At 57.5% G+C, this 14,199-nt stretch carries 10 protein-coding genes and 1 pseudogene; 5 read left to right on the top strand and 6 right to left on the bottom strand.

From position 1 onward, the window contains the following. Nucleotides 1–98: 98 nt before the first annotated feature. The 3 genes from K3767_RS11285 to K3767_RS11295 form a co-directional block, all read right to left on the bottom strand. A complete protein-coding gene (locus K3767_RS11285) occupies nucleotides 99–878 on the bottom strand; it encodes a hypothetical protein (protein ID WP_221173697.1) in 780 nt (259 codons plus the stop codon). Then, a complete protein-coding gene (locus K3767_RS11290) occupies nucleotides 808–1,551 on the bottom strand; it encodes a GGDEF domain-containing protein (protein WP_221173698.1) in 744 nt (247 codons plus the stop codon). The genes K3767_RS11285 and K3767_RS11290 overlap by 71 nt, the downstream gene beginning before the upstream one ends. Nucleotides 1,552–1,794: 243 nt before the next feature. Next, a complete protein-coding gene (locus K3767_RS11295) occupies nucleotides 1,795–4,728 on the bottom strand; it encodes an ATP-dependent DNA helicase (RefSeq protein ID WP_221173699.1) in 2,934 nt (977 codons plus the stop codon). Nucleotides 4,729–4,991: 263 nt separating this feature from the next. Between K3767_RS11295 and K3767_RS11300 the strand changes: the two genes are divergently transcribed. Continuing rightward, a complete protein-coding gene (locus K3767_RS11300; protein WP_221173700.1) occupies nucleotides 4,992–6,080 on the top strand; it encodes an SPOR domain-containing protein in 1,089 nt (362 codons plus the stop codon). 138 nt (nucleotides 6,081–6,218) lie between these two features. Beyond that, the gene (locus K3767_RS11305; protein WP_221173701.1) at nucleotides 6,219–7,175 is read left to right on the top strand and encodes a sigma-70 family RNA polymerase sigma factor; all 957 of its coding nucleotides are present in this window, start codon (nucleotides 6,219–6,221) and stop codon (nucleotides 7,173–7,175) included. Here the strand turns inward: K3767_RS11305 and K3767_RS11310 are convergent. The 3 genes from K3767_RS11310 to K3767_RS11320 form a co-directional block, all read right to left on the bottom strand. Continuing rightward, nucleotides 7,172–9,484 carry a vWA domain-containing protein gene (locus K3767_RS11310; protein WP_221173702.1) on the bottom strand — a complete coding sequence of 771 codons (2,313 nt, stop codon included), beginning with the start codon at nucleotides 9,482–9,484 and terminating at the stop codon, nucleotides 7,172–7,174. The two genes, K3767_RS11305 and K3767_RS11310, sit on opposite strands and share 4 nt — an antisense overlap. Nucleotides 9,485–9,527: 43 nt before the next feature. Then, nucleotides 9,528–10,562 carry an AAA family ATPase gene (locus K3767_RS11315; RefSeq protein WP_221173703.1) on the bottom strand — a complete coding sequence of 345 codons (1,035 nt, stop codon included), beginning with the start codon at nucleotides 10,560–10,562 and terminating at the stop codon, nucleotides 9,528–9,530. Between the two features lie 124 nt (nucleotides 10,563–10,686). After that, the gene (locus K3767_RS11320) at nucleotides 10,687–11,757 is read right to left on the bottom strand and encodes a hypothetical protein (RefSeq protein ID WP_221173704.1); all 1,071 of its coding nucleotides are present in this window, start codon (nucleotides 11,755–11,757) and stop codon (nucleotides 10,687–10,689) included. A gap of 180 nt (nucleotides 11,758–11,937) precedes the next feature. On the opposite strand from K3767_RS11320, the gene K3767_RS11325 reads away from it, so the two are divergent. From K3767_RS11325 to K3767_RS12180, 3 genes and pseudogenes are all read left to right on the top strand, one after another. Next, nucleotides 11,938–12,870 carry a nucleotidyl transferase AbiEii/AbiGii toxin family protein gene (locus K3767_RS11325; protein WP_221173705.1) on the top strand — a complete coding sequence of 311 codons (933 nt, stop codon included), beginning with the start codon at nucleotides 11,938–11,940 and terminating at the stop codon, nucleotides 12,868–12,870. Nucleotides 12,871–12,905: 35 nt separating this feature from the next. Beyond that, a complete protein-coding gene (locus K3767_RS11330) occupies nucleotides 12,906–13,607 on the top strand; it encodes a hypothetical protein (RefSeq protein WP_221173706.1) in 702 nt (233 codons plus the stop codon). 78 nt (nucleotides 13,608–13,685) lie between these two features. Continuing rightward, a pseudogene (locus K3767_RS12180) lies at nucleotides 13,686–14,165 on the top strand (DNA cytosine methyltransferase); the annotation flags it as partial. Between the last annotated feature and the right edge of the window lie 34 nt (nucleotides 14,166–14,199).

The raw sequence follows: 14,199 nt of genomic DNA on the forward strand, positions 1-14,199 counted from the left end.
GCCACCGCAATCATCACCGCAGACCAAATCCCCAAATCCGTCGCCCGCCCCGGTCTGAGGAGCGGAGCCCGCAAGTGGACCCGAGCGGTCCTTTATGTTTATGTTGGGTCGAGGCGGACAACATCGCACCTCTCTTGGCGGTTCCCCCTTTGTTTTTCGAGGGCCGGCATGGTCGCCTCAATGATTCTCGAAAGTCCGAGTCCTATGGCGGAAAAAATGTGGATGCGTTTGCTGGGAGAATAGCCCGCCGCTTCTGGAAAGAGCATGAGCAAATTTTCCTCGATTTTTTTCGCAAGTCGCCTTTCATCGTCTGGGAAGGAACAGAGGTCCGCGGGCAATTCCTTCAAGGCTTTGGCCAGAATGCTCTTCCACCGGACGGGATGCACCACGGTGGTGGGAATTAGGTGCGCATTAAAAAACCCGTGCAAATATCCGATAAACTCCTTCATACGGCTTACTACAAGGATACTCCCTTTGCCGGTTTTACCGCCTTTTTTTCGTCCCTTCGTTTTTTTTTCAATTTCCGATTCTTCCTTTTCCGTCCAGAAAAAGAAGTCTTCAATCAGCACCTCGGTCACGCCGTGCGCGCGAGCCGTGCGGAGAAAAAAGGAGGCAAGCACATACCGAGGGAGCTTCCCGGAGTCCTCCACGCCACAGGCAAGGAGTTTGGTCTTCCGAGCCCAGAGAACGGGAGGGTCGCCCTGAAAAACATTGGAAGGGTAGGAGAGCACCGCCCAGCCACAGCTCTTCCGCAATCCAGGGTCTATGGCAAGAATGACCATTTCATTCGCCTGCCGTTTCGCCGGCTCAAACCCGTATGAGATGCCATCCCATGTCGTCGTGCTTCGCCCGATACATGGCTTGATCCGCCCGCTCAAGCACCGACTCCATGGAGTCGCTTCCTATCACATTGGTAGCGCCTATCGCGAAGGACACCACAATGGTGTTTTCCTCACCGGGCACGCGTATTTCAAAAGAGGGGTGCTTGCCGAACCATGCAATCAGCCGACCGCGGGTCTCGCCCACCGTCAGGTCCGGCACCACGGCGACGAACTCGTCCCCGTACACTCGAGCTATGAAGCTCGTAAGAGGCAATGCTTCGACAAGCCTTTTCGCGAAGGCCTGAAGACACCGATCGCCTGTAAGGTGCCCGTAATGGTCATTGATTTTCTTAAATCCGTTGAGGTCGAAAAAGAACACCATGTAGTCCTTGGTGAAAATGTTCGGGAAGACCACCTCATTGAAGTAAAGACGCAGGCCCCTCCGGTTCCAGAGACCGGTAAGGTCATCTCGGAGAAAACACATCCGAAGAAACTCGAGCTTGCGCTCCATGCATTGCAGTCGCTCGGCGAACTCAGCGGCGCGATGTCTGGCCCTGATAAGCTTCTCAAGGCAAGCGGAGAGGCTCTGGGGTACATTGCCGTCCTGCGAGAACTTCTGGAAGTACTTCCTGAGCTCGCCGAGCAGGACGAGCAGGTCAGCTCCCTTTTCCCTGTCAGGCAGGTGTGCGATGCGAGCATACCGCTCGCGGTAAACTTCCGGGGTGGGCACGCGCCCTTCCTGCAGAAGGGAGAGGAATGCCACCCAAGCCGTAAGGAGCTCTCTCTGCCTTTCCTGGAGTTTCGCGGCGAAATCAAACGGTCCGCCCTTACACAACGGTTGTTGTTGCGGTGTTTGCACCTGCGACATGAGAGAACCTTCTCCCGCATGGTTTCTCGAGTTCGCGTCTCATCGGACCTTAATATAACCCCACATAAGGTAGTGTTTGTTCCTGCCGTCGTTCGTATTCCGCTCTCAGGAAGACGCACCAATACTTGGCGCATGCGACGCTAGGACGCCTTTTTTCAAGAATTGCCTAGCGGTCCTGTCGCTTCGGGTGACCTTCACGCCTTCGGGCAGAGACCCCAAGAATTCCTTCCCGTACCAAGAGGTGAGCACGCGCGGATCCAGAATGGTAACGATCCCGGTGTCGGTCTCGGTACGGATGAGACGCCCCACTCCCTGACGGAAGAGGAGCAGGGCCCGAGCGAGAGAGAGGTCCTTGAAGGCCTTGCGATCGGCGATTCGTACGGCGCGGTGGGCATCGAGATCGGTCTTGCGCAGGAGGTAGTTCAAAATGCGGTTGCGCTCATTTTCGTAGAGACTGCGCAAAACAGGATCGTTGGGCTCATCAAAGGGCAGACGCACGAGTATGAGGTGGTTAAGGAGCTCGCCCGGCGCATCCAGCCCCTGCCAGAAAGATTGTAGTCCGAAAAGTACCATGCGGTTTTTTCGGGCCTCCTCGCCGGTAAAAAGTCGCCGGATGTCCCGTATGGGATGCACAGTCTGGGCAAGGAGGCGGAGACCCTTTTTTTCAAAGTCTTCCTGCAGAGCATCATAGGCGTCGCGCAAAAGTTTGCGCGAGGTGAAAAGCACCAGGATGCCACCGCGGTCGGAGTAGGGTAGGGCGCGGAGTCTCTCGATTACTGCGGATTGCCATTCTTCCGGGCTTTCTACGGGATCGGGCATTTCAGGCACATGGATGAGCATTTGTTGCTCGAACCGAAAGGGAGACTGCGCCACAAAAGTGACCGTTTCCCGACGGTCGAGCCCCGTAGAACGGACGAAGTAATCGAAGTTCCGGTCGCGTCCCACCGCGATGGTGGCCGAAGTGAAAATCTTGGGAAGTTTCCTCCAGAGGGCAAACCGTTGCAAAATTTCGCGCATTCCTACGGGGTGAACGACAAGGTCGGTACCGTCTATCGCGGTCCCAAAGGTGAAGTCTATGCGAATGCGAGCATCTTCTTCCGCTTCAAGACGCCGATTGCGGTTGGAATAAGCCACATCGTAAGCGCGACGGAACACCTTGGCGAGTTCTTCCAAGGAGCGCAAGCGTCCCCTAGGGGCCTGGCGGGCAAGGGCGAGTACGCCCGGCGTGAAGGCGCCACCCTGCTGGAACTCGATGAGTACCGTTTGACAGGCCTCGCGGAACCCATTCGCAATCCCTTCGCTCATGGTGAGGAGCCACTCCACGGCCTTGATCCGGTCGTAAACGGCCTCATCATAAACGGTGCCGTAAAGAGAGGAGTTGCGTTCGAGCAGGGCGGTGAAGTCGTCCGCTTTTCCCATCTCGATTAGTTTTTCGAGAGTCGTCCTCACCCAGCGCTCGGTGAGTTCCTCAATTGCGGTCCGGCTTAGGGATAACACGGCCTTATCATCATCGTCATCGTCTCCGACAGACAGGTATTCAGGCAAAAAGGGGTTGTCCTTGAGCCCCTTTTTTCGCGGGAGGGCGAGCAAGCCCTGCATGAGGGCTTCCCTCACATCCTCACGCAGACGCTCATTTTCGCGGAGAAGTCGTCCCAGGTGCCAACCGAGGATCAGAGCGGCTTCCTCGAAAGTGGGGGAGGCATCGCGCTTTTTGAGCTCCTCAAGGAGAGTGGAAAGTCCTTTTTCCACAAAGGAAGCCGCTTCTTTTGCACAGATACCTAAGGTGAAGATGTTCGTCGCATCGCTTCCGACGAGGAAGCCTTGCTTGTCAAGGCGTTCCATGCGGTTGACAAAGTGTCGAAGGTTGCGGGTCGTTTCGAGGAGGTCAATGGATCGAGTGAATGCTGAGCTTACGAACTTTTCGAAGTTGTGCGCTTCATCGAAGATGAGGAAAATTCGGGGACGCTCTTCGCGCACATCCCAGAAAACACCGATTAGCTTGCTCAGGCCCTGAAGTTTCTGGAAGTCCTCCTGAGAGAGGTCCTCGCCGCGCTCGATTTTTTTCTGTACTTCTTCATAAGCGCGCAGGGCTCGCATCAGGGGAGCGAGCACATTGTGGGCAAAGGCATGGTAGTTGGCCACAATGATGCGGGCCTCTTGGAGGTGGCGAGTGTTTTCCCGAAAGCGGCAGGGCTCCTCGCACTGCGAGCACAGATCGGGCAGGGTGCGCCAGCTTCCGTTCCGATCCTGCGGAGGAGAGATGGACACTTCAAATTCCTCAAGCAGGGTCTCAAGGTATTCGACCTCCCTTTTAGGGAAAAGCCGCTTAATTTCGTCGTGCTCCATCACCTCGGCATCGTAAATGCGCTCGAGCATCCGCAGAAGACTTTCGGCATCTTCATCGGGCGCGCTTGCTTTAGCATCGTCTTTTTTTGCGTGTTTGGCGTCGGCTTCGAGCAGGGTTCGAAGGGACTCTATGGCGCGGTGCACCCGCAGACGACAGATATAGTGCGTGCGTCCCACAAGGAGGCCGTAGGAGAGGGTTTCCGGCGTGAGAGACGGCAAAACCTTTGAAGCGGCTTGAGCCAAAAAGGGAAGGTCCTTTTTCAAAAGCTGGTCCTGAAGGAGCTTGCTTGCGGTTACGATCATCACCCGCTGGATGTCCGCGCGGGGTGTCGCCAAGGAAACCGCTTCGGTGGGAGCATCTCCGTTCTTCACGAAGTAGTCCTCCAGAGCTTTGTCGAGATCGGTTGCACCGGCCGCATAGGAGCCCTCCGTGACCACGAACTTGGGTACCGAAGGCAACAGGCCGGCGAGGTAAAGCACAAAAGGCGTAAGGTAAGCATAGGTCTTGCCAAGCCCGGTCTGCCCTTCGCCGACAACCGTATTTCGTTCGCCGTAAAGGGGCAGGGTGAATACGGAAGCGGCTTTAACCTGCCCCTCGCGCTCGGTGAGTCCGTATCGCCGAGCGAGCTCTTTGAAAAACCACTCCACGGCCTGCCTGGGGGTTTCAAAATGCGGCACGGCGGTGTGTTCCATTCCGCACACCTCCATTTCGGTTTTGAACACCCTTGGAAAAGTAGCGAGCGGCAGGTCCCTGAGAGCGTGTTTGGCGAGCAACGCTCGCCAGATGTTCCTCCCGAAAGGGGAGAACCAATCGATAAGTTTTTGCCGAATTTTTATCGATAAGAGTTTTCTCAAAACTTATCGATTGAGGCGGGAAACGGGGGAGGAGGAAACGGTCAAATTGGAATGCACTCCGAAAGGTTGCGGGAAGGTTCCCGACGGGAGGTGAGAGAGCGGTGAAGGGCTGTATAGCGGAGCGTTTTCTCAAAATCGGTGTACTGGCCGGGGTGCTGGGAATGCTTTGCGCCTGTGCGGCGCCGATGGATCCGGCATTGCAAGCTCGGCTTGATCGCATAGCTTGGCGCCAAGCGGAGCTCGAACGGGTTTGTGTCAAGCGGGAGGATCTCCGTCGGATGGAAGGGGTGGTGGACAGGCAGGGCTGGCTCATACGCGAGCTGGACCGGAACCTCTTCGCCACTCAGCGCGTGGTGAGCGCCCTTGAGAAGAGGGTGGACGATCTCGAGGACGACCTGCGACGGATGAAACATTCGGAGTCCTCCGTTAACCCCAAAACCGCGAAGCGCACCGCGGACCTCCTCGCGGAAGTGGAGCTTCTGCGAGGGATGATCCGGGACCTCAAGAGCGAAGTCCAAGTTCTCAGGGAGAAAACCGCAACCGAACGCCGCACGAGGAAGAAGCCCGGTCCCTCTCCACAGGAAACACCCCCGAAAGCTTCCTCTGCATCGTTGAAAGACGATCTGGTGACGCAGTTAGCTGAACAGGTATCCTCGTACGGGGCGAAGGAATCCAGAGCATCCGAACGGAAGATGCTTTCCGCGGGAAAAGCGAAGGACGGCACGAGCGGGAAGGCGGACGACCTCTATGCGGTGCAACTCGCTTCCTTCAGGCGAAGTCTTCCCGCCCTTCGGTTCTGGGCCAAGCTGCCCGACGCCCTGAGGAAGAAAGCGTTCCTCTACAGAGCGGACGAATACCGCACGGTGCGGTGCGGCCCCTTCGAGACGAGGGATGAGGCGGAGCGTTTTCTCGCCCGGGTGCGGGCGGTGGGGTATGAAGCGACCGTGGTGCCCGTGGACAGGAGAAAGTATGAGGAGCGTCGGTGGCTTCAGGTCGGCATTTTCGGCAAGCGTCATTTGGCCACGAAGTGGACGGAGATCTGGCGCTTGAGGGGGTATGAAGCGAAGCTCATACCTCTCCAGACTTCGAGCGGTGACTACTGGCGGGTGCTGGTGCATGTGAGCAATGCGGAAGAAGCCGCTCGGATCGAGCGAATGGTCCCGGGGGCCGTTCCGATCGTGGGAATTTGAGGGAAACGGCCACCGGGCGGCCTCCCTTCAGAGTGTTTCCGTCACTTGGCCGAACGAACGCGGGCCCAAACCCTTGAGCAGGGCGAAAGCCCTGAAGCTAATTTGCCCTTCTGACCGGAGAAGAGGGAGCACATGATCATGTCGGCGATGAGTGAGACCAAAGATGTTAGGGAAGTACGCCGTCGCACCCATCAGCGCATCGCCTTCATCAGAAGAGGGCTCGCCGAGGCGCGTCGTTTGACGGGAGCACCTGAAGATGTACCGCCGCTCGTCCTTTTGAGGGAAGCCAGAAGAAAGGGAGGACGCGCGGCGACGGTGGCCAAGCGGGTGCTTTCGCTCGCCTGGCGAGTGGCGCTGGACAACCGGTCGCTCGCAGCGAGTTACATACGGAAGCGTCTCGAACGCAATTGGGTGGCGCATGATCTGGTGTGGGACGATCTCGAGCAGGTGGCGCTCCTCGCGCTGATGGAAGCGGCGCTTCATGCGGACCCCGGGAAGGGCACCTTCACCACTATCGCCTGGCACTACCTGCGCCAAAAGTTCGATCGAGAAGTGCTCCGCGCGGGGTTGCTCCTGAAGTTGCCTCCCCAAGCGCTTGAAAAGCGAAATGGTGCGAACGGATTCGTCCATTGGCTGAAACAAAGATCTCCCGATCTCATTCTCAGGGTGGAAAATGTGCTGACCGGCCGCGGCATTTTGCGCTTGAGCCAGCCTCTGTACGAAGACGACCAGGCACCTTTTGAGACGGTTTTCACGGGCAATGGCGTTTCCGGCGGGAACGGAGCAAGCGGTTTCGATTTCGGCAACAACGAAAGCGATGTTTCGGAATTACTTTCCGACCTGCGAAGCGATCCCGAAGAGGAAGCGGCCGCACGGGAAAAGCGCAGGATAGTGGCGCTTGCGTTGAGGGAATTGCCGCCTCGCTGGCGGGAGGTTATCCTGTTGCGCCTCGAAGGGTGCACCCTCGCCGAAATAGGACGGAAAATGGGCATCTCCCGGGAGCGGGTGCGTCAGATCGAAAAGCGCGCGGTGCAAAGGATTCGTGCCAAGCTCAGACGCACAGCGGTGCGATGTCTTGAACGCCCGAGCGCTTAAACGGAGAGCGTCATCGTCGGACCGCGCCGCATCATTGTTTGTTGCACTCCGCGCAGATCTGCGGGCGAAGGGGGATGCTTCGGGTCGCGAAGAACCTTCTCCACGAAAGCGCAGAAAGTGCGTTTCAGAAAGTCCTCCACCTGGCGCAGGTCGCTCCCGGCTATCCGCACATGGAATTTCGCCAGGCTTTCCGCGAGGATGGAACGGATGAGATCTCCGGCTGTTTCGTTTGTCTCCTCGGGGAAAAGGTAGGCTCCCACCGTGAGGGTGCGGTTCTCCTTAATTTCCCCGATAAGGGCCTCGCATTCTTTGGCTACGAACTGGCCATCCGTGACCACGAAGAGAATGAGCGGCCGGTTCTGTTCATAGCACTCCCGGTAGGCGGAAAACCCCTCATTGGCGAGGGTGCGAATGCGGGCCAGCCTTTCGAGCAACCGTTCCCGCCCTCCCTCCGCGAGGGGCAGAATTAGAGCTTTCTCACCGTGTCCTTCGAAAGTTGTTCCCGTTGCGTACAGGTTGAAGCGGACGGGTATGCGCTGTTTGGCCAATCCCTCGGCGAACCCCTGGAGGAACGCCATGAGCTCCGCACCCTTTTCGAGGGGATAACCGTCCATGGATCCGCTTGCGTCGAGCACCGCATCGACTGTGAAGGGAGGTGGGGCGCCTCCTCCGCGGGGTGTTTCCACCCTGAAGACTCTGGGATCACGCCGGGATGTCCCCGCGCTTACGGCGCGCACATACCGCCGCACATCGAACCGCCTGCCTCGCTCATCGAAGTCGTAATCCTCATTCAGGGAGAGCTCGCGTTCGGTTGTGAGAGCTACTCGCCGTCCGGCGACCACTCCGCGCCGGTAAGCTTCCTCTACGGCCTTGTGCCGTTCTTTGAGCTGATGTGGAGGCATCTTCCCTCGGAGAAAGTAATGTTCCTCCGCAAGCTTTCTCTCATAATGCCTATCTTTCGCCCTCCACCTGAGAAAAAGATGAGCCTCTCGCGAGGAAGATTGTCTTTCGTCTCGAGCGTCGCTTTCCGCGGCCTCATCGATGATACGCAACCGAGTTTCGTCGAGATCCTGCTCGAGCGCTTCGAGATCAGCAGATTCATCGGGTTCGGAGGGGAGGGTCTCATCATCGCTCACGAGTGTTCTCTGCGGCGGAGTAGCGCCGTGTGGCTTGAGGAACGACTCGTCGGATTGTGCGGCTTCGGGGGTGAGCATTCCCTCCGCCTCGAGAAACCGCCTTACCAGCTCATGAACCTCGCGCACATCGTCGCGTTCAACCGCTTCGCATACCACCTTGGCGAACCCGAGCGCAAACCTTTCCTCTCTGGAAGAGGGAGTCACTCCCGCGGCCCGGAGCACTTCCACAGGATCATCGGGCAACTCGCTCCCGATCCGATAGCGGTCTTTTACGGCAACAACGGACAGGGGATAGCCGAGCATTGCCAAGATGAGGCGGCGGCGGTCCCGCTCGGGAAATCCGTCCAGATCCTCCACCTTGATCCTTGGGCCAAAGCGCCTGTGAAAAAACTCGATGAGAGCGACGGAATTCTCGATTGCATGGCGCTTTAAGGGGGCGGCGCACACCACAAAGCGCTTTGCCATGCGCGTCTCGATGCGCCGGTCCTCTACCAGATTGAGAACTCCTCCCTCCGGGAGTGAAAGCAGTTTCTCTATCGCTTGCGCGGCCTTTTCGTGGGATTTGTCGAGGGCCCGCACGACAGGGAGATAGGTGTAAAGGTAGTGCGCGAGCTCATGGGCGGCCACGGCGAAAGCGCTGTGGCGTCCGGTGTGCATTTCGGGGGCGAGACGATTCAGGGAGATGAGCATAAACCGCGGCGAAAAAGCGCCCCCGGAAAGCGCGGGAACATCCTCATACCCGAAACGCACTTCGAGACCCGTTTTCCGCTCGAGGAGGAATCCCAGGGCGCGTACATAACCCTGCAGTTCGCCCGTGCTCACCAGCAATGCGAAGTGAGCCTTCAGGATGTTGTGTACCGCTTTCGAAGCGCTGGGAAGCTCCCCGCGCTTGTCTGCCGGCACTTCAAGCAATGCTTGAACAATGCTCTCCAGTTTGCGAAAAACACGCCAAAAACGCGGGGAACTCCTCTGGGTAGCGGCCTTTTGAGCGGAAGCGAAAAGAGCGCGCAAAACGGCATCGAAAAGCACAAAGGATTCGAAAGAGGAATAATCCACGAATTCGAAGAGTTTTTTGCGCACCATATCGGGGAAGGGTTTTAGCTCATCGGATACGGTTTCAAGGACGGCGAGTGGGTCAGGGGTAGTGAGGTTTGTGCTAACCATATTCGACATATTCGATTCCCTCCTTTAAGTTTTCGGGGCGCTCAAAATGCGTTTAAAATGTGAGATCCGGTCCGCGCCGGGCGCGTTTTCTGGCGGTTCTCCCGGGGGAGCGTTTTGCATCGCTGGCTCGCGTGACATCGGTTGTATCATGCTTGGACCGTTCATGGCTCGGTTTCCCGCGGGGAGCTTCCTTGGGTGTTTGGAGTTCGGCGAGCATGGTGAGCATCATCTGGCGCAGGGCCTCCGTTCGTTCGGACCACTCGGGGTTGCCCGCGGTGCCGCCCGCAAGATAGGGGAAGATGCCCTCAAGGAACTTGCAGATGGCGCTGATGCGCTTCGAGGGGGAAAAGCCCTCGCTTTTGCCGGAGCGCTTCGCTTCCTCTTCCCAGGTGGCCAGCCCCTGCGCCACGCGCACCAGCATACGGGTGGAGAGTGGAAAGTCGAGATCGCCTTTGGCATACAGTTCCCGGGTGGCCAGCGCGAAGTCCACTAGGAACTTGGCTTCGTGTTCCTCAAGGCCCCAATCGGCGAGAATTTTTCGTTCTTCCTCCGGGGCGGGGTAGGGGACATGCAGGTGGATGACGAATCGGTCGAGCAGGGCCTCAGGGAGATCGCTCGTTCCGATCTGGCCGATGTTCGCCGCGGCGACGAACTTGAGGTTGCCCTTAGGGGCCTGGAGGGTTTCGCCGGTGAGGTGATTGTAAAGCACGAAGTGCTCGTCGTCGTAGTCGTTGATGGCCTCGATGAGGATGTTGAGCTGTTTCGGAGGCATTCGGTTCACCTCATCGAGGAAGAGAATCACCTTTTCGCCTTCGGCCGCTCCCCGGAAGGCCTGTGCGAGAGGACCGTCCACCCAGCGGGTGGATCCCCCGTCGAGAAGAAGCACCCCGAGAAAGTCCTCATCGCGCATGGATTCCTTGCAGGTCACCATTCGGATACGCCATCCGTGCTGGCGGGCGAGGTGTCGCACAAGGAAGGTTTTCCCCGAACCCGGCGGTCCGAAGAGGAGCATCGTTGGTGCCCCGAGGAAGTAAAGCGAAGCATCCCTGAGGATGCTTTCGTTGCGGTACTGCTTGAGTTCGGCCATAACCCGCGACCTCCTCTCTGGGATGCATTTGTTTCTCAGAAGGTAACCCTTTGAAACGGGTGTTCAGGCGGTTTTGTGCTGACTTGCGTACCCTCATGTACCCTCATTCCGCTCCTTTCGAATCCTACGGTGTAGGGCATGGTGCATGGAAGTGGATTCCCGACTCGCGCTCTTCCTCAGGTTTTTGCTTCTGAGGCGTGAGAATGGGCGAAGGCTCCGGCTGGTCCTTTTCTTCGACCTCGAATTTTATCACTATGCCCGAAAGGTCCGCATAACCCTCGGGTACAGACTCATCCGCGGAAAACCCGGCATTCATCCATAGACCGCCCGGGAGCACATCGGGATGACATTTGCGGTCAAACTCGCTGAAAAGCTTGGTCAAGCGGTAGTGATCTTTAGGGTTCACCCGGGGCCAACCTATGATTGTTTTGGCCCGGTCGAAATCCACACCGAACACCTCGCGATAAAGGGTTTCAAGTGCTTCGCGCTGATGAAGTGCCTGTTCGAAAATGGGTTCAATGTGAGTTTCCCACCGCAGGGGCACCAGTCGCTTAATGAATTCCTTGCGCCCGGTCTCGGAGAGAATGGCCACATCCCGCCAGTAGAGAAGCGGCAAACGACACCGCGCGAAGTAGTCCGCCTCAAACTGATTGGGAAAAACCAAGTAGTTCCCCCAAGGGAAGTCTTCTTCCCACGGGTTGCGGTAGAGAGGAAACATGTATGGTCTGACTTTGTTCTCGCCCGGGCGCTCCTCATTCCACTTGCGGTGGGGTACAACTCGGCTTATGGCGTCCCCATTAATGAGCACCAAGTGGCGTTCCCTTTCGTTAAAAACGCGTCGAAAGCCCTCAAAAATGGCGGGCATTTGCTCCGTGAGGTACTCAATGGCTTCCTCCTGGTGATCGCGCTTTTCGAGGTCTAAGTGGCGCAGGTTCAGGTCTTCCTTTCCCCACCACTCGAACACGAAGTGGCGCAATTTGTCCAGCTTGCTTCCCGCCAGAAACACATCGCCGTCAGCCATGGTGTGTACCAAGAGAGTGGCGAGAACAGCACTCTTGCCTTTTTCGCGCAGGATTTTGGTGTAGAGAGGGGATTCGAACTTGGCGTATGCAATGGGGCGTACATTGCTTTCGGCGGTGGTGAGGTAAACCTTACCGTCCCTGATGGACACGGCACGGATAATGGTGTAAGACATCGCATCCCTCCCTCCCATCCAGTATTTTGATCCTCGCATGCAAACTCTGTTGAAAAGAATAGCGCTTCACCCGCAACCACACCGGTTTTTGTAATGCGAAAGGCATCCTTGTCTTATCGGCGAAAGATTGTTAACATAAGTATTAACAAACTTACGCCAATAAAGGGAGGAGTGATGGTGATGAGGCGAGGGCATGATTCGGAGGGCGTGCAGGTTCGGATTCAAAGGGTGATTTTGTGGGCGCTTGCGGCCAGGGGGTTTTTCTCGCGGTATGTCTTCCATGGTGGATCGTGCCTCTACTTCTTCTATGAGAATGTGCGCTGGTCGGAGGACCTCGATTTCGTAAAGCATCGGGGTAATCCCGATCATCCGACAAAAGATCTCGCCGCGATAGAGGAGGCGCTGAGGGAAGCGGTGCGACTAATCCCTGTTTTCATCGAGGAAGTGGAATCCGCTGAAGTCAAGTGCCAGAAAAGGACGGGAGATGTCCTGCGGTTCATCGTGAAGGTCTCGGTGAGGGGCGAACGACGCAAAACCCGCGTCAATGTCGAGATCGCAGATGTCGCCGCCTACCGCATCATGGTGAAGCCTTTCGAGCAGGCTCTCATTGCGGTGGAAGATCCCCTCGAGATCCTTGCCGACAAGATGGTGGCGCTTGCGGCCCGGGCACATTCCTGGGGGGAACCTAAAGTACGCGATGTACTCGATCTCTACTTCCTGGGAGAAGGCAGGGGACTCCTGCGCCCGGAAACCCTCTCTGAAACCCTTGACATTCTTGTCGAACTCATCGTCCGCAAACTCAGGGACTATCGCCTGAGCGCGAGCGAATTTCAAAAGGGGACGGAACACCTCAAGAGGTGGCTCGACCGTCCTGAGACCCTTGAGGACCTCCGGGTAACCTTCATGAGGTATGCGCTTCCGTCGCATCGCGCAGGCGAGCTCGCAATGTATGTCTATTGCGAGCAGACTCTCCGTTTCGCAAAGAAAGCGCTTTCGGGAGGAGGACTGTTCGAGATCCTGCTCGAGAGGATGCGCACCATGGAAGCTGAATCCAGTAAACACTCGCGGAAGGTATCGTTTTCGCCGGGTTCTGCGCCCGTTCCTGGGTCCTGAAAAGAACACCGAAAAAGCGGAGAAACGGAGGAAAGATGCGATACAGGGAATGGATGGAGTTCGAAAAGATCCTCGGCGGCCGCCGGGTGTTTTCTTTCCGGGATCTCACCACATATTTCGGTGTAACCGGGCGGGCGAACCCGCGATCCCTGCGGGTGATTGCACATCGAGCGGTAAAGGATGGAATCCTGTGGCGCCTTTGCAAGGGGTGGTACGCCTTCGCGGACGACCTGCCGGATCCAGAGGAAGCCGCAGTCACCATTGCCTGGCCGGCCTATGTGAGCATGGAGCGGGCACTCTCTCTTGAGGGTGTTCTTTCGCAGGGAATCCACACCGTCACCATTATGACTCCGCGGGCGTGGCGTTCAAAAAGGTCTTTCACGCTCGAGTATCCCGACGGGACGAGATACCCGGTGGAGGTGCGCTTCCTCGGCAAAGCGCCGGCCGATCTCTTCGGCAAGGTGGCCCCGCCCGAAACGGCTCTTGCGGACCTCCTTTGCGTGCGCGGAGGGATTGAGGGAAGGTGGAGCTACCTGAGACAGATTGCGGGCGATATTTACTGGGATGAGGTGGACCTCGAGGAGCTCTTCCGGCGTCTCCGCAGTCATCCTTCCGGACGCGGGGGAAGCGTCCTGCACTTTCTGAAAACGCTGAACATCCCCGCAAAGGCGACGGAGAAGCGAACTTTTCCGTCCGAACGGCACAATCGAACCGCCGGTACTTCGCCATCGTTTTGACGCATTTGACGCGCCGGGACCCCCGAAAGTTTCTCATGTGCCGTTTTCTCGCCGTTATTTTTGCGATGAAGAGGAGCGATGCGCCACTTGGACCTCTTTTCGGGCATAGGCGGGTTCGCTCTGGCCGCCCGGTGGGTGTGGGGCAAGGCCCACCGGGTGCTGGCTTTCGTGGAGATTGATCCCTTCTGCCAAGAGGTTCTGCGAAAACACTTCCCGGGGGTGCCCATCCATGACGACATCCGAACCTTTAAGGCAACCCACCTTGTGGGACGGGTTGACCTTCTCACGGGAGGCTGGCCCTGTCAGCCATTCAGTCACGCCGGGAAGCGAAGAGGCAAGGCGGATGACCGCTACCTCTGGCCGGAAATGCGCCGCATTATTGAAGAATGTCGGCCCCGCTGGGTTGTTGGTGAAAATGTTGCTGGAATCATCAACCTGGCGCTCGACGATGTGCTATCTGACTTGGAAGCCCTCGGTTACGAAGCATGGCCGATTGTTGTTCCGGCTTGTGCCGTCAATGCCCCGCACCGGCGAGATCGAGTGTGGATTGTCGCCTACAATGTGGCGGACTCCGCAGGCTTGGAATGCACAC

Source organism: Thermosulfurimonas sp. F29, assembly GCF_019688735.1.
Classification (GTDB): Bacteria; Desulfobacterota; Thermodesulfobacteria; order Thermodesulfobacteriales; family Thermodesulfobacteriaceae; genus Thermosulfurimonas_A.